The 22858-nt window shown below is 71.5% G+C and carries 15 protein-coding genes; 8 read left to right on the forward strand and 7 right to left on the reverse strand.

Features of this window, described 5'->3' with window-relative positions; genetic code table 11:
• Positions 1-34: 34 nt before the first annotated feature.
• The 5 genes from K338_RS21075 to K338_RS21085 all read left to right on the forward strand — a co-directional run bounded on the left by K338_RS21075 (position 35) and on the right by K338_RS21085 (position 7786).
• Positions 35-1363 carry an MFS transporter gene (locus K338_RS21075; RefSeq protein ID WP_022917512.1) on the forward strand — a complete coding sequence of 443 codons (1329 nt, stop codon included), beginning with the start codon at positions 35-37 and terminating at the stop codon, positions 1361-1363.
• Complete coding sequence (locus tag K338_RS21080; protein ID WP_022917513.1) at positions 1360-3378, forward strand: glycoside hydrolase family 2 protein; 2019 nt, start codon at positions 1360-1362, stop codon at positions 3376-3378. Before K338_RS21075 ends, K338_RS21080 begins: the two co-directional genes overlap by 4 nt.
• Complete coding sequence (locus tag K338_RS0107260; RefSeq protein ID WP_022917514.1) at positions 3378-4391, forward strand: DUF2804 domain-containing protein; 1014 nt, start codon at positions 3378-3380, stop codon at positions 4389-4391. Before K338_RS21080 ends, K338_RS0107260 begins: the two co-directional genes overlap by 1 nt.
• A 73-nt stretch (positions 4392-4464) precedes the next feature.
• On the forward strand, positions 4465-5436 hold the full coding sequence (locus K338_RS0107265; protein ID WP_022917515.1) for a cation diffusion facilitator family transporter: 972 nt from the start codon (positions 4465-4467) through the stop codon (positions 5434-5436).
• Between the two features lie 112 nt (positions 5437-5548).
• Positions 5549-7786 carry a beta-galactosidase gene (locus K338_RS21085; RefSeq protein WP_022917516.1) on the forward strand — a complete coding sequence of 746 codons (2238 nt, stop codon included), beginning with the start codon at positions 5549-5551 and terminating at the stop codon, positions 7784-7786.
• A gap of 60 nt (positions 7787-7846) precedes the next feature.
• On the opposite strand, the gene K338_RS0107275 is transcribed toward K338_RS21085, so the two are convergent.
• Complete coding sequence (locus tag K338_RS0107275; RefSeq protein WP_022917517.1) at positions 7847-8083, reverse strand: DUF6458 family protein; 237 nt, start codon at positions 8081-8083, stop codon at positions 7847-7849.
• Positions 8084-8239: 156 nt separating this feature from the next.
• Here K338_RS0107275 and K338_RS21090 point away from each other — a divergent pair, with 156 nt between their 5' ends.
• Complete coding sequence (locus K338_RS21090; protein ID WP_022917518.1) at positions 8240-10849, forward strand: alpha-L-rhamnosidase; 2610 nt, start codon at positions 8240-8242, stop codon at positions 10847-10849.
• A gap of 30 nt (positions 10850-10879) precedes the next feature.
• Here K338_RS21090 and K338_RS0107285 read toward each other — a convergent pair whose 3' ends face one another.
• A complete protein-coding gene (locus K338_RS0107285) occupies positions 10880-11731 on the reverse strand; it encodes a hypothetical protein (protein ID WP_157612283.1) in 852 nt (283 codons plus the stop codon).
• Positions 11732-11775: 44 nt separating this feature from the next.
• Positions 11776-13680: a penicillin-binding transpeptidase domain-containing protein gene (locus tag K338_RS21095; protein ID WP_022917520.1), complete on the reverse strand. Its 1905-nt coding sequence runs from the start codon at positions 13678-13680 to the stop codon at positions 11776-11778.
• 83 nt (positions 13681-13763) lie between these two features.
• On the opposite strand from K338_RS21095, the gene K338_RS21100 reads away from it, so the two are divergent.
• The gene (locus K338_RS21100; protein WP_022917521.1) at positions 13764-14657 is read left to right on the forward strand and encodes a LysR family transcriptional regulator; all 894 of its coding nucleotides are present in this window, start codon (positions 13764-13766) and stop codon (positions 14655-14657) included.
• Positions 14654-15568 carry a serine hydrolase gene (locus tag K338_RS0107300; protein WP_022917522.1) on the forward strand — a complete coding sequence of 305 codons (915 nt, stop codon included), beginning with the start codon at positions 14654-14656 and terminating at the stop codon, positions 15566-15568. Before K338_RS21100 ends, K338_RS0107300 begins: the two co-directional genes overlap by 4 nt.
• A 63-nt stretch (positions 15569-15631) precedes the next feature.
• Here K338_RS0107300 and K338_RS0107305 read toward each other — a convergent pair whose 3' ends face one another.
• The 4 genes from K338_RS0107305 to K338_RS0107320 form a co-directional block, all read right to left on the reverse strand.
• On the reverse strand, positions 15632-20449 hold the full coding sequence (locus K338_RS0107305) for an NAD-glutamate dehydrogenase (protein WP_022917523.1): 4818 nt from the start codon (positions 20447-20449) through the stop codon (positions 15632-15634).
• 204 nt (positions 20450-20653) lie between these two features.
• Positions 20654-20980, reverse strand: coding sequence for an L-rhamnose mutarotase (locus K338_RS0107310; protein WP_027286549.1), 327 nt, complete (start codon positions 20978-20980; stop codon positions 20654-20656).
• Positions 20981-21035: 55 nt separating this feature from the next.
• Complete coding sequence (locus tag K338_RS0107315) at positions 21036-21986, reverse strand: aldo/keto reductase (protein WP_022917525.1); 951 nt, start codon at positions 21984-21986, stop codon at positions 21036-21038.
• On the reverse strand, positions 21973-22857 hold the full coding sequence (locus K338_RS0107320) for an amidohydrolase family protein (protein WP_022917526.1): 885 nt from the start codon (positions 22855-22857) through the stop codon (positions 21973-21975). Before K338_RS0107320 ends, K338_RS0107315 begins: the two co-directional genes overlap by 14 nt.
• Position 22858: the final 1 nt, after the last annotated feature.

Consider the following 22858-nt stretch of genomic DNA (forward strand, 5'->3'; position numbering starts at 1 on the left):
CTCAGTGCGGTGCGCGGCCGTAGCATCAGCAGTGATGACTGCCTCCCCGACCTCGCTGCCGGGACGTTCCTGGCTGGTGGTGGTCATCGTCGGACTGGTCGGCCAGCTCGCCTGGACGGTCGAGAACATGTACCTGAACGTGTTCGTCTATGACGTGATCAGCACCGACCCCACCGTGATCGCCACGCTCGTGGCTGCCTCCGCGATTGCCGCCACCGCCGCCACGATGCTGATCGGCGCAGCCTCGGACCGGGTCGGCCGCCGCCGAGAGTTCATCGCCGGCGGCTACGTGCTGTGGGGCCTGACGACCGCCACGTTCGGCTTCGTCCAGCCCGAGCACGGTGCAGACGCCGCCCGCAGCGTGGCCCTCGCGGTGGCAGCGATCATCGTCCTGGACTGCGTGATGTCCATCTTCGGCTCCGGTGCCAACGATGCCGCCTTCCAGGCGTGGGTCACCGAGTCCACCACACCAGCCAACCGTGGCCGCGTCGACGGAGTGCTGGCGATCATGCCGCTGATCGGCATGCTGGTCGTCTTCGGCGCCCTGGACCCGCTCACCCAGGCGGGCCAGTGGCGGCTGTTCTTCGGCATTGTCGGGGCGGTGACGTCTCTGGTCGGGGTGCTCGCCTGGTTCCTGGTCCGAGACTCCGGTCACGTGCAGAGCCCGCCGGACGGCTACCTGGCCTCGCTCGTGCACGGGGTCCGACCGAGCGCCGTCCGGAGCCATCCACGTCTGTACGTGCTGCTGACAGCCTGGGCAGTGGTCGGCACCAGCACTCAGGTGTTCATCCCGTACCTGATCATCTACATTCAGCAGTACCTGAAGCTGGAGACCTACGCGATCGTGCTGGCCAGCGTGCTCATCGGTGCTTCGGTGGTCAGCGTGCTCGGCGGCCGGGTGATCGACCGGATCGGCAAGAGCCGCGCAATCCTGCCGGCGGTGATCGTGATGATCGTCGGTCTGATCGGCGTGTTCACAGTGCGCAGCATGCTGCCACTGATCCTCTGGGGGATCCCGATGATGGGCGGCTTCATGCTCTCTTTCGCCGCCATCGGCGCCAGCGTGCGGGACGCTACCCCCACCGACCGGGTCGGCATGGTGCAAGGGCTGCGGATGGTCGCCGCCGTGCTGGTGCCGATGGTGATCGGACCGTTCATCGGCGCTGCGGTGATCACCGGCGCGAATGAGACGTACGTGGATCTCGGGGTGGTCAAGCAGGTGCCCACCCCGTGGATCTTCGCCGCCGCGGCGATGGTGGCGGTGCTGGTCGTGATCCCGGTGCTGGCGTTGCGCCGGTTCCCGGAGCGGCCGAACCTCGGCGCCCAGCGCCAGCAGGCCGTAGTGGAAGGTGCTGCGCCATGACCATGCTCACCCGCTGGGGCCGGGAGCTGGACCGGGACCACCCGTTGCCCGAGTACCCGCGCCCCCAGCTCGTGCGCGGCGACTGGGCGAACCTCAACGGGCGGTGGTCCTATGCCATCACTGCGTTCGCTGATGACGGCGGAGCCCGGCCTGGTCGGTCCGCCGCACCTGGCGTTGCGCCAGCGGTGGCGGATCCCACCGTGCCTCCGGCGCGCTGGGACGGGACGATCGTAGTGCCGTTCTCCCCGGAGACGCCCCTGTCCGGGGTCGAGCGCACCGTCGGTGCGGACCAGACGCTCTGGTACCACCGCACCTTTGCACCACCCCGCCCGTTGACCGACGGGGAGCGGCTGCTGCTGCACTTCGGGGCAGCGGACCAGTCCTGCCGCGTGGCGGTGGACGGAGTGGAGGTCGGCGGGCACACCGGCGGCTACCTGCCGTTCACCCTGGACCTGACCGCCGTCGTCCGCAGCAGGGGCGCCGGATCTGGTCCGGTGGCCGGCCCGCACGAGCTGGTGGTCGCCGTCCGGGACGTCACCGACGCCGCCTGGCTGGCCCGCGGCAAGCAATCCAGGACTCGCGGGGGCATCTGGTACACCCCGCAGTCGGGCATCTGGCAGACCGTCTGGTGCGAGATCGTCCCGGCGGTGGCCATCGAAGGGCTCACCCTGACGCCTTCCCTGGACGACGGCACCGTCGAGGTCACGGTGCACTCCGAGCACGCCGCGCCCACGGACCTCGCCACGATCCGCGTCACCGCCCCCGGGAGCCCCGCAGCCTCGGTGAGCCGTGCAGCCCCGGTGACCTCCACCGTCATCCCGGTGAACACTCCCTCCCCCGTGCTGGTGCCGGGACCGGTGCAACTCTGGACTCCGGAGCGGCCTGCCCTGTACGACGTGCAGGTCGAGCTCGGCACCGACCGGGTGGTCAGCTACGTGGGGATGCGCTCCTTCGGGCTCGACACCGACGACCGTGGCCACGCGCGCCTGCTGCTGAACGGTCGCCCCTACCTGCAGGTGGGCCTGCTGGACCAGGGCTACTGGCCGGACGGCGGCTACACCGCACCCTCGGAGGCGGCACTGGTCTACGACATCCAGCTCGCCAAGGATCTTGGCTTCACCATGCTGCGCAAGCACATCAAGATCGAGCCGCTGCGCTGGTACCACCACTGTGACCGGCTCGGCATGCTGGTCTGGCAGGACGCCGTCAACGGTGGGGCCAGGTACCGGCCCGGGGTGATCACCACCCCGGTGGCTCCCGTGCCGCACCGGCGGGATACGAACTATGCTGCGTTCGGCCGGTCGGAGGCCGCCGGGCGCAGCCAGTTCGAGAACGAGCTGACCGCGATGATCGAGCACCTGCGCAGCGTGCCCTCGCTGGCCCTGTGGGTGCCGTTCAACGAGGGCTGGGGCCAGTTCGACGCCGCTCGGATCGCCGGGCTGGTTCGCCAGCTGGACCCGACCCGCCCGATCGACCATGCCAGCGGCTGGCACGACCAGGGTGCCGGAGACCTGCACAGCCTGCACATCTACTTCCGGCCGGTGCACCTGCCGAAGGCGCCGCGCCGCCGCTGGCCCCGCTGGGTGGACGGGCACCTGCTGCGTCGCCCTCCGGTGCGGGCCGTCGCGCTCACCGAGTACGGCGGGTACAGCCTGGCCCTGGCCGGGCACACCTGGGGTGAGCGGACCTTCGGCTACCGGCACCTGCGCACCGCGCGCGAGCTCACCGAGGCGCTGCGCACCTTGCACCACAAGCAGATCGAGCCCGCGGTCCGCCGCGGTCTGGCCGCCACCGTGTACACCCAGCTGACCGACGTGGAGGACGAGGTGAACGGCCTGGTCACCTACGACCGGGACGTGGTGAAGGTGCCGGTCGCAGAACTGCGGGAGATCACCGACCGGCTGCGGGCCGTCGCTGCGGAGATGGGCAGCCACCATCAGCCACACTCGGGGCAGGCGACCGAGCGGTCACCTGAGCCGGGCGAGACCGGCAGCACACGACAAGGAGACCACTGATGACCGGGAGCAGCCTGTTGATGCGGGAGCGGGAGCTGACCGAGGAGGTCTCGCTCACCCTGCCCGATGGTCGGTTGAACCGCGGCGCCATCGGCTGGGCACGCCAACCGCTCGTAGACACGGCCGGCATCGGGCGTGGCCGGGGCCGGAACAAGCGCTGGGAGTACTGGGGCGTGGTCACGCCCACCCACCTGCTCGGGCTGACCGTCTCGCACATCGACTACGCCGCCGTGCACGAGCTGTGGCTGCTGGAGCGTGCTACTGAGCGCAGCTGGGGGCAGAGTGCCACAGTGGTCCCGCCACGCGGGGTGCGGCTGCCGGCGGTGTGCGAGGGCGGGCCGGCGCGGGCATCGGCGAAGAACCTTGCGCTGGCCGTCGATGAGGTCGACGGCGGGACTCGCCTGCGTGCGAAGGCTCCGGGGGTGCGGGTGGACCTGGTGGCGGCTCGCCCGGCCGGGCACGAACGTCTTGCCGTGGTGGTGCCGTGGAGCTCCCGCCGGTTCCAGTACACGGTCAAGGACGTGGCCCGCCCGGTGACCGGCACGATCTGGCTCGACGACGTAGCCCATGAGGTGCCGGAGGGGGAGTCCTGGGCGGTGCTCGATCACGGGCGTGGCCGGTGGCCGTATGCCGTCTCCTGGAACTGGGGTGCTGGCTCCGGCATCAGCGACGGTCGAGTAGTCGGGCTGCAGGTGGGTGGCAGGTGGACCGAGGGCACCGGGTCTACCGAGAACGCGGTGCTGGTAGACGGCCGGCTGCACAAGCTGCACGGCGAGCTGGAGTGGGACTACGACCTGGCCGTCGACCGGCCGTGGCGGGTCAGCGGGCGCGGCCTGGACGCCCAGTTCGAGGCGTTCTACACCAAGCGCTCCCGGACGGAGCTCGGTGTGCTGTCCTCCCGCACCGACCAGTGCTTCGGGCACTGGTCCGGCTCGGTGCGTACCGGTGCCGGCGAGATGATCACCTTCTCCGGGCTGCTGGGCTGGGCGGAAGAGGTGCACAACCGTTGGTGACCGGTGCTGGGTGCGGACCGGTGCGGGGTGTTCCGCGGCTGCGGAGCGACGGGTGCAGGGCTACTGTGCCTAGGTGAGCCAGCCCCAGCCCGCGGACCCGGGAGCAGGTGCTGGCACGCCGTCGGAGCACCACCTGAGCCTGACGGTGATCCGCGCCTTCGCCGCCAACGTGCTGATCGGCGTGGCCAAGACGGTGGCCGCGGTGCTCACCGGTGCGGCGTCCATGGTTGCCGAGGCGGCGCACTCCTGGGCGGATGCCGGTAACGAGATCTTCCTGATGACCGCCGAGCGCCGTGCCGCGCGCCCGCCCGATGCTGAGCATCCGACTGGGTACGGGCGGGAGGCCTACGTCTGGTCGATGCTGGCCGCGCTCGGGCTGTTCCTGGCCGGTGCTGCGGTCTCGATCATGCACGGCATCCAGGAGCTGGTTGCACCGGAGCCGGCGTCGAACTTCGTGATCGCCTACGTGGTGTTCGCCGTCGCGTTCGTGCTCGAGGGCATCTCCTTCGCGCAAGCGTTCCGGCAGATGCGCCGGGGCGCCCAGGAGGCCGACCGTGACCTGCTCGAGCAGGCGCTCACGACTTCCGACCCCACGCTGCGCGCCCTGTTCGCCGAGGACTTCGCCGCCGTGATCGGCATCGTGGTGGCCACCGGCGGTGTGCTGGCGCACGACCTCACCGGCTCGCCGGTGCCGGACGCGATCGGCTCCATCCTGGTCGGGCTGCTGCTTGGCGTCGTCGCGCTCGTGCTGTTCGACCGCAACCGAGACTTCCTGGTGGGGGAGGTGCTGGACCCGGCGAAGCGGGAGCTGGTAGTCGCGGGGCTGCGCGAGCATGCCGAGATCGACCGGTTGACCATGCTGCACGTGGAGTACGTCGGACCGCGCAAGGTGCTCCTGGTGGCCCGAGTAGACCTCGTGGGAGACGCCCCCGAGCACGAGCTGGGTGAGCGGCTCCTTCGCCTCGAGCGGGAGCTGGAGAGCCGGCCCACGGTGGCGCGTGCCATCCTCAGCCCGGCCACGTCCGGTGAGGCGGAGCTCATCTGAGTGCCGTCTCTCGGAGCCGCGTGCGCACGAACGGGTTCGATCAGCGCCCAGCGAAAACCCGAACAACTGGTCGGGATTGGTCTTTCCGGCGCACGCTGAATACGCTTTCCCCATGGCCGACGACGTCACCGACCCCACCTCCGATGCACCAGCCGCACCAGACACACCGGCACAGTCCGACGCGGAAGCCGCGGAAGCCGTGACTGACGACGACGCCGCGCCGGTGGCCGAAGGCACCGCTTCCGCGGAAGCACCGACCGAGGCTGCTGCGGACGCGCCGACGGAACCGGCCGCTGAGGACTCGACCACCACCGCCGAAGTTCCCGCCAAGCCCGCCCCCACCAAGCCCGCCACCCCGGACTGGCCGATCGGACTGAAGGTGCTCGGCTACGGCGGCGACTACAACCCCGAGCAGTGGCCGATGGCCACCCGCCTGGAGGACATCGAGCTGATGCGCGAGGCGGGCGTGAACATCGTCAGCCTGGCGATCTTCGCCTGGGCCAGCATCGAACCTCGCGAAGGCAGGTACGAGTGGGCCTGGCTGGACAACATCATGGACCGGCTCGCCGCCGCGGGCGTCAAGGTGGCCCTGGCCACCGCCACCGCCTCCCCGCCGCCGTGGCTGACCATGAAGCACCCGGAGATCCTGCCCCGGACCGCCGAGGGTGTGGTGCTCCACCAGGGCGGCCGGCAGTCCTATGCGCCGTCCTCCACCGTCTACCGCGACTACGCGGTGAAGATGGCCAAGGCGATGGCCGAGCGGTACGCCAAGCACCCGGCACTGGCCCTGTGGCACATCGACAACGAGGTCGGCTGTCACGTGCCGCACGACTTCTCCGAGTCGGCCGTGCGGGGCTTCCGCACCTGGCTGCGCCGCAAGTACCGCACCATCGAACGGCTGAACGAGGCTTGGGGCACCGCGTTCTGGTCCCAGCGCTACGGCGCGTTCAAGGACGTGCTGCCCCCGCTGGCCGCACCGACCTACGCCAACCCGAGCCAGCAGCTGGACTTCGCCCGGTACTCCTCGGACACCCTGCTGGAGTACTACCGCAAGCTGCGTGACGCCGTCCGCCCGATCACCCCGGACGTACCGGCCACCACCAACTTCATGGTCAGCCTGAACACCAAGTGGATGGACTACTTCCGCTGGGCGCAGGAGGTGGACGTGATCGCCACCGACCACTACACGATCGCTGCGGACCCAGAGCGGGAGATCGACCTGGCGCTGGCTGCGGACATGACCCGCGGCGTGGCGCAGGGCAAGCGCTGGATCCTGATGGAGCACTCCAGCGCCGCGGTGAACTGGCAGCCGCACAACCGGGCCAAGGGCCCCGGCGAGATGCTGCGCAACTCGTTGGCGCACGTGGCCCGCGGCGCCGATGCGGTGATGTTCTTCCAGTTCCGAGCCTCCAAGGCCGGTGCGGAGAAGTTCCACTCCGCCTTGGTGCCGCACGCCGGCCGGGACTCAGCCATCTGGCGGGAGTCGGTGCGCCTGGGCGACGTGCTCACCGCGCTCGCACCGGTGGCTGGCAGCACCGTGCGGGCCAAGGTGGCCCTGGTCTTCGACTACCAGGCCTGGTGGGCCACCGAGCTGGACTCCCACCCGAGCGAGGACGTCCGCTACGGCGACCGCATCCGGGCGCTGTACCGGGAGCTGTGGTACCGGGGTGTGGCCGTGGACGTGCTGCCCCCCACCGGCGACCTGTCCGGCTACGACCTGGTGCTGGTGCCTACGCTGTACCTGGTCACCGACGACGGCGCGGCCAACATCGCTGCCGCTGCGGAGAACGGCGCCACGGTCGCGATCACCTACTTCTCCGGCATCGTCGACGAGAACGACCAGATCCGCCTGGGCGGCTACCCGGGCGCCTTCCGGGACCTGCTTGGCGTGCGCACCGACGAGTTCTTCCCGCTGCTGGCCACCGAACAGGTCACCCTGGACGACGGCACCCGCGCCGATGTGTGGACCGAGCGGATCGAGACGACCACGGCCGAGGTGGTGCGTACCTTCACCGACGGGCCGCTGCCCGGCGGACCGGCGATCACCCGCAACGCGGTCGGGCAGGGCGCCGCCTGGTACGTCGCCACCCGGCAGGACGAGGCCGGTACGGCGGCGCTGATGGACTCGCTGCTCGCCGAGTCCGGGGTGCAGCCCGAGGCGGACGTGCCGCGCGGGGTGGAGGCGGTGCGGCGCAGGAGCGAGGACGGCACCGGCTACCTGTTCCTGCTGAACCACACCGAGGAGCAGGCCCAGGTGCCCGCGAACGGCACCGACCTGGTCACCGGCGCTGCCGTGGACGGGTCGGTCACCCTGGCCGCGGGCGCGATCGCCGTGGTGCAGGAGCCCTGAGACAGAAGCTGCTCGTCGATCTGGTCACCCAGCGGGACCAGATCGACGAGCAACTTCGGTTCAGTAGCCGCGGTCGCGGGGGTCTCCGGTCTCCGGCGGCCGGTGCTGCACCGTGTTGATGTGGTGCGTGCGGGACCGCTGCGCGTTGATGACGAGCGCCAGGATGATCGCGAGCACGCCAGCGGCCATGCAGATGTAGCCGACCACGGTCAGGTCCACCACGTCCCAGCTGTCCTTGACCGCAAAGCTGAGGATCGCCCCGACGACGATCAGGAAGATTCCACCACCGACACCCATCGCGACGACCGTCCTCTCTGGCGGGCACCCTGCGGCGCCCTGGACCGCCCATCCTCGTGCCATCACGTCACCGGCGCATCCCGGGTAAGGGTGACCCGCCGTCCTGAACACTGCGATAACGTGAGCCAGAGCACTTCCTTGGGAGAGAGGACCCTAGTGCTGTCTGCGGTCGACGCTGCCCCGCGCCAGCTGCGTCTGGAGCGAGATGACGATGCCACCTGCCTGGGTGTCGCGAACCCGATGATGAGCTGGCGGCGTCCGGCCGGAGCGGGGGCGCAGCAGGCGGTGCAGGTGCGCTGGACCGATGCCGGTGCCGGCGGCGAGCGGCGCACCTGGCGGGTGGAGACCGAGGAGTCGGTGTTCGTGCCCTGGCCGGGGGAACCGCTGCGCAGCGGGCAGCGCGGCTCTCTGCAGGTTCGTTCTGAGCACGACGGCGGAGTCTCCCCGTGGTCCGAGCCGTTGCGCGTCCATGTCGCACCCCTGGCCCCTGCCGACTGGACGGCGCAGTTCATCACACCGGCCGTCGGTGGTGGTCTGGACGACCCGGCTCCGGTGCTCACCGGCCAGCTGCTCGTCGAGCCCGGCCTGGTGCACGCCCGGCTGCTGCTCAGCGCACTGGGTACGGTGCGGATGCTGCTGAACAGCCGCCCGGTGGGCACCGATGTGCTCACCCCGGGCTGGACCAGCTACCAGCACCGGCTCCGGTTCCACGGCTACGACGTGACCGACCTGCTCACCGTGGGCCGCAACGACCTGCACGCCACTCTCGGCAACGGCTGGTACCGGGGCGCGCTCACCTGGGACCTGCGCCGGGACCTGTACGGCGAGCACCTCGCGCTGCTCGCCCAGCTGGAGCTGAGCTACGCCGACGGGCGCACTGTGCTGCACGGCACCGACGAGACCTGGCAGGCCCGCACCGGGCCGGTGCGCAGCGACGACCTGTACGGCGGGCAGCACACCGACCTGCGCCGGCCCAGCCCGGAGGGGGCACCGCAGCCGGTGCGCACTCTGCCAGTGGACCTGACCCGGTTGGTCGCCCCGGAGGGGCCGCCGCCGCGGATCACCGAGCGCATCCCGGCCCGCAGCCTCACCCAGCGGGAGCCGGGACGCTACATCGCCGACTTCGGGCAGAACCTGGTCGGCTGGGTGCACCTGGCCGACGTGCCGGGCCCGGAGGGGCCGAGCAGCCCGGACCAAGGTGCGGGACCGGCGGAGGCGACCTCCGCCGTCGTGCGCCTGCGGCATGCCGAGGTGCTCGCCGACGGCGAGCTGTGCACCCGCCCGCTGCGCCACGCCGCCGCCACCGACACCTACGACCTGCCGCCCGGCCGCAGCGACCTGGCGCCGACGTTCACCGTCCACGGCTTCCGATACGCCGAGGTGACGGGCGCGGGCAGCCTGCGCCCCGAGCAGGTCACCGCCGAGGTGGTCGGCTCCGACCTGCGCCGCACCGGCTGGTTCGGGTGCAGCGAACCGCTGGTGAACCAGCTGCACGAGAACATCGTCTGGTCGGCCCGCGGCAACTTCCTGGACGTGCCCACCGACTGCCCGCAGCGCGACGAGCGCCTCGGCTGGACCGGCGACATCCAGGTGTTCGCCCGCACGGCGGCGTTCCTGTTCGACACCGGCGGCTTCCTCTCCTCCTGGACGCGGGACCTGGCCGCCGACCAGCACGGCGACGGTGGCGTGCCGGTGGTGGTCCCGGACGTGCTGCGCGACGACAACACGATGGCCACCGGGTGGGCCGACGCCGCAGTGGTGGTGCCCTGGGTGCTGTACGAGCGTTACGGCGACCGGGACGCACTTGCCCGGCAGCTGCCGTCGATGCGCGCCTGGGTGAACCGGATGGCCAGCGAGCTGGACGACCGAGGGCTGTGGACCACCGGCAAGCAGTTCGGCGACTGGCTCGACCCGACCGCCCCACCGGAGGACCCCTCTGCCGCAGCGGCCGACGTGCACGTGGTGCAGCAGGCCCACCTGGTCCGTTCGGCGGTGCTGGTGATGCACGCGCTGCGCCAGCTCGGCCAGGACACGCTCGCCGACCACTACGAGGACCTGGCGGACACCGCGCGAGCCGCGTTCCAGACGCACTACGTCAGCGACGGCGGACTGGTCCACTCCGACTGCCCCACGGTGTACGCGCTCGCGATCCGGTTCAAGCTGCTCGCCACGGCCGAGCAGCAGGCGTTCGCCGGACGCCGGCTCGCGGAGCTGGTGCGCCAGACCGGCGGCACGGTGAGCACCGGCTTCCTCGGTACCCCGCAGGTGCTCGATGCTCTGGCCCAGACCGGGCACGCCGACCTGGCGCAGGAGATGCTGCTCACCACCGAGTGCCCGTCCTGGCTCTACCCGGTCACCATGGGGGCCACCACGATCTGGGAGCGGTGGGACTCGCTGTTGCCCGACGGCACCGTCAACCCGGGGCAGATGACCTCGTTCAACCACTACGCCCTCGGCGCGGTGGGCGACTTCCTGCACCGCCGCATCGCCGGGCTGGCGCCCCTGGAACCCGGCTACCGGGCGGTGGAGGTGAACCCGATCATCGACGGCCCGATCGACAGCGCCTGGGCGGTGCACGAGACACCGTACGGGAAGGTCACGGTCTCCTGGGAGCGGGACGAGGACGGTGTCACCCAGCTGGAGGTGGACATCCCGGCGGGCACCACCGCCCGGGTCTACCCGCCCTCGAACCGGTCCAGCGGCCCGAAGGGCAGGTTCCGGGGTGCAGTGACGGTACCCGCCGGCACGCACAGCTTCACCGGCTGACCGCCCCCCCCGCCACCCGGCCCCGCAAGGTCACGAGGATCCGGTCACCCGTGACCGGATCCTCGTGACGACCGACAGCACCGCTGTGCCCGCCACCGCCACCAGCGCCGCCAGGAGCACCGACGGTCCGGCGAACGCCGGTTCCAGGGAGAGGGTGAACAGGTCGACCCCGGCCAGCAGCCACTCGTCCGGACTGTCCGCCCGCCGGTAGCCGACCAGGTACTGCAGCGTGGTGTCTGCGGCCGGGAGGACCCACAGACCTGCCAGGGCCGCCGGCCAGGTGCCCCGAGCCGGCCAGGACCGCAGCCCGCACCAGATGAGGGCCGCCGCCACCAGCAGCGCCGGCAGCCACCGGAGCAGCAGGTAGGCCTCGGTCGACCATGGCTCGGCGTGGGGTACCCAGAGCTTGGCCCAGGTGCCGATCGCTGGTGCGGCCAGGCTGAGCAGCAGCGCCGCCCCAGGCCGGGACACGCGGATCATCAGCACCAGCACGGCCAGGGCGAGCACGGCGCAGCCCACCGACCACACGACCAGGGCATGGTGGTAGCTCTGCTGCGGACCGTCGTCGACCGCTGCGCCCAGCACCAGGCCGGACTGCACCATGAGGAACGTCAGTGCGAGGGCATGCCCGGAGGCCGCCCAGAACGCGGTGGTCGAGCGGTGCGTGCCGGCCAGGCGGCGCAGCACCAGACCGGTCAGGGTGCTCCCGGTGACGAGCAGGGAGGTGAGCAGCAGAGCCACATCGTCGGCCAGGGGTATCAGCAGCACCGGTGAGGGACCCGACAGGCTCGGCACCGAGCGGGCACCCGAGATCCACCACGGCAGGAGGCCCACCAGGGGAAGGAACGTGCCCGCCAGCACGACCACCCAGGGGCGGGGCACCAGGGTCGACAGCTTCGATCCCGGCGACAGGGGCGGTGCCGTGGTCATGCCAGCCCGCTGAGGAAGCGTTGCACCAGGGCACCGGCCACCCCGGCGCCGTGCCCGCCGCCCTGGACGAGGACCGCCACGGCGAGATCGTCCTGGTAGGCCATCATCCAGGAGTCCACCCGGTAGTCCTCCCCGGAGCCGGCCTCTGCCGAGCCGGTCTTGGCGTGCACCGGCGCGCCGGGCACCTCCTGCAGCTCGGTCCCGGTGCCGCCGGTGACGACCGCACGCATCATCTCCGCGAGCTGGGTGGCCTCATCGTCGGTCAGGGGCTCCTCGGCTGCCGCCGGCTGGTCAGCGACCTCCTCCGGGCCGAGCACGAGCACCGGCGAGAGGGTGTCTGCGGCCGCCACCGATCCGGCCACGGTGGCCATCGTCAGCGGTGAGCCGAGCACCCGGCCCTGGCCGATCGTGGACTCGGCGAGCTCGGCGTCGCCCATCTCCGCCGGCACCGCCCCGGTGAAGCCCGGCTGCGGACCCCCCGGCTCCGCCGCCATCCCCAGGGACCGGGCTGCTGCCGCGAGCGCAGCTCCGGACAGGTCGCTGCGGGCGTTGATGAGCGCGGAGTTGCAGGACTGCGCGATCGTCTCGGTGAGCGTGATCTCGCCGAGGAACTGGTGCGGGTAGCCGGGGTAGTTGCCGATGCTTCGGCCACCGACCTGGGCCCCGTCGGTGCAGTCCAGGACGGACTCGGGTGTGTACCCGGCGCGGAGCAGGGCGAGCGCGGTGACCACCTTGAAGGTCGAGCCAGGGGCGAGCTCCGCCGCCATCGCCATGTCCAGCCCGTCGGCAGCGGGGCTGCTGGCTGCGGCGAGCACCTCGCCTGTCGACGGCTGGAGGGCGACCAGCCCGGCCGGGGAGTCGACGTCTGCGAGGACGTCCTCGGCGTCGGACTGGATGGCCGCATCGAGGCTGAGGGTCACATCGGTGCCCGGTACGGGTGGGGCCTCGAACAGCACCTCCTCGGCGCTGTCGGACTCGGCGACGACGCGCACACCCGGGCGCCCCCGCAGTGTCGCGTCCAAGTCGGCCTGCAGCCCGGACAGGCCGACGAGGTCACCTGCTACCACGGCACCGTCGGACCCCTCGACCACCTCCGCAGTGGCGGCGCCCGCGCGGCCCAGCAGCGGGCGCGCCCAGGTGCTGGTCGGCGCCAACGGGAGCTCGTCAGCGATCGCCCGCGCCCCGGGGATCGCGCCGATCGCCTGCTCGTCCGCCTCCTCGGCACGCAGCACGATCGCCTCCACGAAGGCTCGGGGGCCGGCCGCCAGGACCTGCTCGGTGTAGCCCTCCAGGTCGAACAGCTCCGCCAGGCGGTCGGCGCTCTCGGCGATCGCATCAGCATCGGCGAGGAGCGTCTTGTCGATCCCGATCCGGCGGACCGGCCGGAGGGTGACGATCGCAGCCCCGTCCCGGTCCAGGATCTCGCCGCGGCCGGGCTGCTCACGCTGCAGGACCAGGTGGGCCCCGTCGGTCAGGCCGTCGCTGACCAGCGCCGCCGACCACACCACTGCCCAGCCGTCCTCCTGGGCGGTGAGCTCCGCATCGGTGCGGTAGTCCCAAGACTCCGCGACGCCGGGCAGCTGCCAGGACCAGTCCAGCGACGCCTGGTAGCGGCTGTCTGGCTCCATCTCGGTTATGTCGCTGACCGCCACGGTACGCGGGACGTCCGTCAGCGTGCCGAGCAGGTCCGGCAGGTCGGGGTCGGTGCCCGCCCATCGGACGTTCTCGCCCTCGCCGGTCGCCAGTGCTGTGGCGAGGTCGGCGGCCAGCAGCTCGACCTGCTGCGGCACCGGCGCGGGCTCCTCGCTGGTGTGGCAGCCGGAGGTCAGGAGGGTGGCAGCGGCGAGCAGTGCTGCGATGCTTCGACGGCGTCGGGCCTGGGTGGGGCCATGGCTTGTCATGGCCGTCATCTTCGGTACCGGCCGGCGGCATGTCTAAGCGCAATGTGGCATCGTGTCATACCGAAAGTGCATAGTGTGGCGGGATGGACCTGCTCAGACACGCCCAAGCGTTCGTCGCCGTAGCGGACGAGGAGAGCTTCACCGGCGGAGCGGAGGCCTGCGGCCTGCCACAGCCGGTGCTCAGCCGCCGGGTGGCGGCGCTGGAGCGGAAGCTCGGCGGGCGGTTGCTGGAGCGTGGGCCGCGCGGTGCGAGACTCACCCCGCTGGGTCGCCACCTGCTGCCGTTCAGCCGCGACCTGGTCGCCCGCGGCGAGTACCTCACCGAGGCCGCCCGGGCCTACCTGCTCGACGACGTCCGGGCCGCACTGCCCGACTATGCCGATCCGCGCAGCCTTGCCGAGCTACGCCGCCAGCTCAGTGCCGCCGGAGTGCACCTGGTCTTCGACGAGGTGCCGCCGCACCGCCGGGAGAGCGAGCTGGCCGAGGGCCGCCTGCAGCTCGCGCTCACCCCCGCACCGATCGACCGCGCGCACCTGCGGGTGCCGCTGGGCGCCGCGACCGCCGGCAGGCACCCCCGCGGCCGCCGGGTGCACCTGAGCGCGCTGCGCGCCGACCCCGGCAGCGCCCAGCCCCCGCCCCGGCTGCTGATCCTGCCCGAGGAGGACGTGCCGCACGTGCGCGACCTCCTGGTCCAGGACGCCTACAGCGCCGGGCTGGGGCGAGACCAGGTGCTGGTGGGTGTGGTCACGGCGGAGGCGCTGACCGCCGTCCACGAACGGGGTGACGTGCTGGTCTGTGCCGAGGTGGAGGCGGCCCGGCACGAGCTGGTGTTCCGCGAGCTGGTTCCTCAGGTAGCCCGCGGCTACCGGCTGCGGTACCGCGAGGACCACCCGTCCGGTCGGGTGCTCGCCGAGGCGATGCCGGCAGCGGTGCAGCTGGTCGCAGCAGCGCTCGGTGGTCAGGTGATCGACCGATGAGCGTCCTCGGAGCCAGCCGGGAGGCGCTGGAGGTGGCGCACAGCATCTCCGACCGCTGGGCCGAGCTGGGGCTGCGTGGCGCGTTCCTCGCCCGGCACCTGGCCACCGGTGCCGAGCTCGGCTTCGCCGTCGACGACGTCTTCCCGCTCGCCTCGGTGGTGAAGCTGCCGCAGGCGCTCGTGCTGGCCGACCGGATCAGTCGAGGACAGCTCGACGGCGCTATGCCGGTGCAGATCGACCCGGTCCGCGGCACCCCCGGGCCGACCGGGATCGCCCAGTTCCGCCACCCCTGCACCGTGGCCGTCGCCGACCTGCTGTACCTCGCCGTCGCCGTCAGTGACAACGCTGCCAGCGACGCACTCTTCGACCTGGTGCCCGAGGAGGAGGTCACGGCCCAGCTGAGCAGCTGGGGTCACCACGACATCATCGTCCGGCACCGGATGGTAGCCCTCTACGAGGCGGTCGCCCGCTGGTCGGAGAACGACATGCGGCTGGCGCTGCAGACGGCGGCCGGTGCCACCACTGCCGGCGGCGGGCACTCGTTGCCGGTGCTGGACGCAGTGGCCGGCAACGTCGCCACCGCGGCAGCGCTGGTCGGCCTGCTGGCCGACATCTGGACCGACCAGGTCGCCACCCCTGCGGCCACCGCCGGAGTCCGAGAGCTGCTCGGCACGCGCGTGACGGCCGACCGGCTCGGTCTCGAGCTGGCCTCGGACCGGATCCGGATCCGGTCCAAGACCGGCACCTTCCTGCACTCCCGGCACGAGGCGGGCGTCGTCGAGATCGGGGACGGCGACCGGATCGCGGTCGCCGCGCTGACCGAGTCGTCGGTGCCGGCGATGGTGCAGCCGGAGGTCGACCGAGCCATCGGCCGGGCGGCCCGGCTGGCGGTGGAGTGCCTCCGAGACTGACCGCGCCGCGCCGCAAGGTCACTCGAGGTCGGTCACCGGGGCCCGTTCGCGAGTGACCGGGTGTCATCGGCGCACCAGCGAGCGCAACCCGCGCACCGCCACGGACACCGGCGCCAACCCCGCGGCCGAGTCCAGGTCGGACTCGCTGGGCAGCGACGTCTGCACCCGCTGCAGTGCCGCTCCGGCCCCCTCGGTCCACGCCGCCAGCCGTTCCGGGGCGCTCAGCGAGGCGTCGGTGCTGCGCTGGACGGTGTGGGTCAGGTCGGTGAGCGTGGTGTACAGGTCGTCCCGCACCGCGGCCCGGGCCAAGGCGTCCCAGCGGTCGTCCAGCGGTAGCGCCGCCACCCGGATGAGCAGGTTGTCGATACCGAAGTGCTCCGAGGTGGCGTAGTACAGCTCGGCCACCGACTGCGCCTTCTCCCCGGTCTCCCGGGAGAGCTCGACCACGTCCAGCAGGCCCAGCGCCGGGATCAGCGTAGAGGTCCGCTCGGCGAGCTCCTCCGGCAGCCCGGCCTCGACCAGCCCGTCCGCCAGCGCCGCACACCGCGCCCGCTCCTCTCCCTGCAGGAACTGCGGCAGCCGGCCCAGCAGCGTGCGCACCGGCTCGGCGAACGCCGTCACCTCTCGGGCGACCTCCACGCCGTCCGGGCGGTGCTGCACGAACCAACGCGAGCACCGGTCCAGCAGCCGGCGGAAGTCCAGGTACAGGCGGGTCTGCACCGCCGCCGGCACCTTGTTGTCCAGCGCCTCCACCGCATCGGTGTAGGACGCCAGGTCGAAGATCTCCCGGCCGGTCACGTATGCGCGGGCCACCTGCTCGCTGGACGCGCCGGTCTCGTCGCTGGCGCGGTAGGCGAACGTGATGCCACCGCGGTTGACCATCGAGTTCACCACGGTGTTCACGATGATCTCCCGGCGCAGCGGGTGCGCCTCGATCTGCTCGGCGAACCGGTCGCGCAGCACTGTGGGGAAGTAGCTCATCAACGTGCTGTGGAACCAGTCGCCGTCGGCGATGTCGGTACGGGCCAGGTCGTCCTTCAGGGCCAGCTTGGCGTAGGCCACCAGCACTGCGAACTCCGGCTGGGTGAGTCCCCCCCCGGCGGCGTCCCGCTCGGCGATCTCGGCGTCCGACGGCAGGAACTCCAGCTCCCGGTCCAGGTCGCCGCGTTCCTCCAGCCAGTGGATCAACCGCTGGTGCACGGTGAGCATGGCGTGCGCCTGCGCCCGGGAGTTGCCCAGCAGCACGTTCTGCACGTAGTTGTCCCGCAGCACCTGCGCGGCGACCTCGTCGGTCATCGAGGCGAGCAGCTCGTTGCGTTCGTCCAGGCTGAGGTCGCCGTCGGCGATCAGCGAGGTGAACAGGATCTTCAGGTTCACCTCCCGGTCGGAGGAGCCCACCCCGGCGGAGTTGTCGATCGCGTCGGTGTTGATCCGGATCCCCTGCTGGGCGGCCTCGATCCGACCGAGCTGGCTGGCGCCCAGGTTTCCGCCCTCGACTACCACCTGGCAGCGCAGCTGGTTGCCATCCACCCGGATCGCATCGTTGGCACGGTCCCCGATCTGGGCATGTGTCTCCGTGGAGGCCTTGATGTAGGTGCCGATGCCGCCGTTGTACAGCAGGTCCACCGGGGCCTGCAGGCAGGCGTGGATCAGATCGGCCGGGCTGAGCTCCGTCACGTCCTCCGCCAGCCCGAGCACCTCGCGCACCTGCGGAGAGACCGGCACCGTCTTGGCGGTGCGCGGGTAGACCCCGCCGCCCTCGCTGATCAACGAGTCGTCGTAGTCCGCCCAGGTGGAGCGAGGCAGGTCGAACAGGCGGCGCCGCTCGACGTAGGAGCTCGCCGCATCTGGGTCCGGGTCGAGGAACACGTGCCGGTGGTCGAAGGCAGCCACCAGCCGGATGTGCTCCGAGAGCAGCATGCCGTTGCCGAACACGTCGCCGCTCATGTCCCCGATGCCGACCACGGTGAAGTCCTCGGTCTGGCAGTTGCGGCCCATCTCCCGGAAGTGCCGCTTGGTGGACTCCCACGCCCCCCGGGCGGTGATGCCCATCTCCTTGTGGTCATAGCCGGCCGAACCACCGGAGGCGAACGCGTCGTCCAGCCAGAAGCCGTACTCGGCGGAGATGGAGTTGGCCAGGTCGGAGAAGGCGGCGGTGCCCTTGTCCGCGGCGACCACCAGGTAGGGGTCGTCCCCGTCGTGGCGCACCACCCGGTCCGGCGGCACCACTTCGCCGCCCACGCGGTTGTCGGTGATGTCCAGCATGCCGCGGACGAACGCCGTGTAGGCGGCCTTGCCCTCGGCCAGCCAGGCGTCCCGGTCAGTGGCCGGGTCTGGGAGCTGCTTGGCCACGAACCCGCCCTTGGACCCGGTGGGCACGATCACCGCGTTCTTCACCATCTGCGCCTTGACCAGACCGAGCACCTCGGTGCGGAAGTCCTCCCGCCGGTCGCTCCAGCGCAACCCGCCGCGGGCGACCGCACCGAACCGCAGGTGCACTCCCTCGACCCGGGGGGAGTACACCCAGATCTCCGCCATCGGCACCGGCGCCGGGATACCCGGCACCTGCCCGCAGGCCAGCTTGAGGCTGACGTGCTGGGGAGCTTCGCCGTCCGCCCCGGTCTGGAAGTAGTTGGTGCGCAACGTCGCCTCGATCACGCCCACGAAGGAGCGCACGATGCGGTCCTGGTCCAGGCTGGTCACCTGCTCCAGATCGGCGTAGACCGCCGAGCGGATCTCCTCCTCGGCGCGCTCGCGGGCACCGGTGTCGTCCCCGGCGGGGTGGTCCGGGTCGAAGCGGGTCTCGAACAACCGCACCACCCGCCGCGCCGTCTGCGGGTTGGCCACCAGCGCCGACTCCAGGTACTCCACCGAGAACGTGGAGCCGATCTGGCGCAGGTAGCGGGCGATGGTGCGCAGCACCACCACCTCGCGCCAGTCCAGACCGGCGGTGAGCACGAGCTCACCCAGGGCGTCCGACTCCGCCCGGCCCTCTCGGACCGCCAGCAGCGCTTCCTCGAACGCAGCGGAGACGGCCTCGTCCTCCGGCCAGTCCCGGCCGCTGCGCAGCCGCAGGCCGAAGTCGTACACGTGCTGCTGATCGTCGGCCTCGTCGGTGATCGTGTACGGCCGTTCGTCCAGTACGTCCACGCCCAGGTCGGTGAACATCGGCAGCACGTCGGTGAGGATCAGCGGTGCGGCGCGGTAGATCTTCACCCGCCGCTGCGCGGCGTCGTCGGGGTCCGGGACGTACAGGTGCACCCTGGTCTGGGTGCCGGTGAGCCCATCCAGCTGAGCCAGGTCGTGGACCGCGGCGGCAGCGCCGAAGTCCTCCTTGTACGCCTCCGGGAAGCCGCGCGTGAACCGCATCCCGGCATCCTCGCCGGGGCGGTCGTGCAGCTCGTCGAGCAGGTCCTCCTCCCAGGTGCGGGTGGCGGCAGCCAGCTGGGTCTGCAGCGCGCTGGTGTCCACGTCCGGGATCGAGGTGTCCCGCGGCATCCGGAGCACGAAGTGCAGCTGGGCCAGCGGCGACTCGCTCACCCGGGTGGTGTAGTCCACCTGCTCGGCCCCGAACGCCTCCCGCAGCATCGCCTCGATGCGCAACCGCACCGTGGTGTTGTACCGGTCCCGCGGCAGGTAGACCAGGCAGGAGACGAACCGGCCGAACTCGTCGCGCCGCAGGAACAGCTTCGAGCGGCGCCGCTCCGTCAGGTGCAGCACGTCCGCGGTGACCGCCACCAGAGTGTCCACGTCCGCCTGGAACAGCTCGTCGCGGGGGTAGCCCTCGAGGACGCCGAGCAGGTCCTTGCCGGAGTGGCTGCGGGCGGAGAACCCGGACCGGTCGAGCACCGCACCCACCTTGTCGGCCACGATCGGCAGCCGCAGCACCGACTCGGCATATGCGGCAGTGGTGAACATGCCCAGGAAGCGGCGCTCGCCGACCACCTGACCGTCGTCGTCGAAGGTGCGTATGCCGATGTAGTCCAGGTAGACCGGTCGGTGCACTGTGGCCCGGGAGTTCGCCTTGGTGATCGTCAGCAGGTGCGGCTCCCGAGCGCTGCGACGGGCTTCGGGGCGCAGCCGTGCGTAGACGTCCTGTCCTTCTGGGGCATGGCGCAAGATGCCCAGCCCGGTGCCGGGGACGGGGCGGAGCACCTCGTCGCCGTCCACAGTGTCCAGCCGGTACTCCCGGTAGCCGAGGTAGGTGAAGTTGTCCTCGGCCAGCCAGGACAGGAATCCCGCGGTGGGCTGCACCTCGGCCGGGTCGACCGTGGCCGGGACGCCGGCCGTCAGCTCCCGGGCGACCTGCTCGCACCGTTGCCGCATCGGTATCCAGTCACCGACGGCGGAGCGGACGTCTGCGAGCACCTTCTCCAGCCGTTCGGTCAGCTGGGCACGGCTGCGCTCGGACATCCGGTCGACGGCGAACGTCATCCAGGACTCGACCATCTGCGTCGACGTGGACGGGCGTTGCGGACCTACCTGCTCCAAGGTGCCCTGCGCATCGCGGCGCACTGCCAGCTGGGGGTGGATCACCAGGTCGATCAGGTGGTCGGTGCCGGACAGCGCGGCCGTCACCGAGTCCACCAGGAACGGCATGTCGTCGGTGCAGACCTGCACGATCGTGTGCGGTGTGGTCCAGCCGTGCTCAGCCGTGTCGGGGTTGAAGACCCGGATCAGGGTCTGCTCCTCGGCGCGCTGCTCGGCCAGCTCCCGCATGGTGGCGACCAGCCCGGCCATCACCTCCGCCGGTCGTTCGGTCAGGTCCTCGGTGGCCACATGCTCCAGCATGTGGTGCGCGAGCTCGGTCCGGTCCCCACCTGCGAGGCGGCCGATCGCCTCGATGACCTCTTCCCGTTGCCACGTCGTCGAGGCGTTCACCAACTCACCATCTGTGTCGTCATGACCCTGATATCGGCGAGTCTAACCACGGCCGTCTCGTCCCGCCGGGACTCGGCAGGACGAGTCCGCACGCCTACCACGTCACCCTCCACCTGCAGGCTGCGAACATGCTCGGCCTGCTCGAGGTGAGCTGCTCGGTGGTGTGCTCGCCGCCGCTGGGCGCGGCGAGGGTGCCCGCGATCGTCAGTGATGTCCCCGCGGCGGCAGCTGCCAGACCTGCGCCAGACCGGTGTCGCCGCCGCTGTAGTCGTCGGCCACCTCGAGCAGCTCGGCCATCCGCGCCTGCCAGGCCACGTTCGCCGGATGCTCCCGCAACGCCTCGCGCATCGCCTGGTAGTCCTCGCACTCCACCAGGTGGAACAGGTGCCGCCCGTCTCGCCAGATCTCCCAGGTGTGCACACCGGCCGCCCGCAGCGCGGGGTCCAGGTCGTCCGGGATGCGTGCGTGCACCCGGTCGTAGGTGGCTTCTTTGCCCTCCTTGAGCACAGTGTGCAGAGCGATGCGTTCCATCAGGTCTCCTGTCGTCGTGTCGGTGCGTGCCAGGTCGACGGCGGTGCTCCCCAGGTCAGTGCGGCGCACCGAGGGCGGCCCACACCTGGGGCGGGATGGTCTCGGCGTACCGGGCCACGTTCTGCTGCACCTGCTCCGGGCTGCTCATCCCGAGCACCACCGCCGCAGTGGCGGGATGCCGCAGCCCGTGCTGGACCGCCAGCGTGGGCAGCGTGGTGCCGTGCTCAGCAGCCAGCGCAGCGATCCGGCGGGCCTGCTCGAGCACCTCGGCCGGCGCCTGCTGGTAGTCCATCGTCGCCTCGGTGGGCACTGTGGGCCGGGCGAGGATCCCGGAGTTGAACACCCCGGCGAGCACGACCGGCCGTCCTGCGGCGGCCTCGGCCAGCGCTTCGAACCCGTCCTGGCGCAGCAACGTGTACTGGCCGGCGAGCATCGCAGTGTCCACGTCGAACCGGGCGAAGGAGTCGGTCACCGTCGCCGTGTCGTTCGTGCCCACGCCCACGGCGTGCACCATCCCCTCGGCGCGCAGGTCGAACAGCGCCGCGAGCCCCTCCTCCAGGGCGCCGGGCACCCCGGAGACGTCCGGGTCGTGCAGGTAGGCCACGTCGATGCGGTCCAGGTCGAGCCGCTCCAGGCTCTGCTCCACCGACCGGCGGACACCGCCGGCGGTGAAGTCCCAGACCCGGTCCTGGTCGCCCGGCACCTCGAACAGGTCGTCGTCCCGAGGCAGCGGCGTCGCCCGTGGCACCAGCAACCGGCCGACCTTCGTGGAGAGCACGAACTCCGCCCGCGGCCGGTCGGCCAGCGCCCGGCCGAGCCGTCGCTCGGAGAGGCCCAGGCCGTAGTGCGGTGCGGTGTCGAAGTACCGGATGCCCGCGTCCCAGGCGGCGTCTACGCAGGCGCGGGCCTGTTCGTCGGTCATCGCCTGGTACAGGTTCCCCAGAGTCGCCGCACCGAAGCCGACCTCGGTCACCCGGAGACGGTCGGTGAGGTCACGCGTGCGCACGATCGCTCCCGGCCGGTGCCCGCCGGCCCAGCTGGTACACCCGGCGGGCGGTGCCGGCGCAGATCGCCGCCCGCTCGGTCTCGGTGAGGTCGGCGAGCAGCTCGTGCACTGCCGCCAACCACCGGGTCGCGCCACCGGTCAGCCGCACCACCGGCCAGTCGGTGCCGAGCAGCAGCCGCCCCGGGCCGAAGGTGGTCAGTGCCGTGGCCACCACCGGTTCCAGGTCTGCCGCCGTCCAGGTCTGGTGGTCGGCGCCCATGGTGATGCCGGAGAGCTTGGCCACCACGTTCTGCCGCTGTGCCAGCTCGGTCAGCGTGGCCGTCCACGCCCGCAGCGCCTCGCCGTCCAGCAGCGGCGGGTTGCCCAGGTGGTCGAGCACTAACGTCACCTGCGGGCAGGCATCGGCCAGGGCGACCGCCTGGTCCAGCTGGTCCGGGCGGAGCACCAGGTCCACCGCCAGGCGGGCGGCACCCACTGCCATGATGCCGTCGGTCAGGGTGAGCAGCACCCGTGGGTCGGGGTCCTGGTGCGCCAGGTGCCGGATGCCCACCAGCGCGCCCGGGGCGTGGGACTCGATCGCGGCGAGCTGGCCGGGCACGTCCCCGGCCAGGTCCACCCAGCCGACCGCGCCGAGCACGCTGTGGTGGTCCACCGCCGCACACAGCGACCGGGTCTCGCCGGCACTGTGCGCGGACTGCACCAGCACAGTGCCGGTGATCTGGTTCTCGGTGCGCACCTCGGCCAGGTCGGCCAGGGAGAAGTCCTGGTCGATCGCGGCCATCGTGTCCGGGTCGATCCACGGTTGCGGGGTGGCGCGCCGGTCCCACACGTGTGCGTGGGCGTCGATCAGCTCGGTCGGTGCTGCGCTCATC

Source organism: Ruania albidiflava DSM 18029, assembly GCF_000421225.1.
Taxonomy (GTDB): Bacteria; Actinomycetota; Actinomycetes; order Actinomycetales; family Beutenbergiaceae; genus Ruania; species Ruania albidiflava.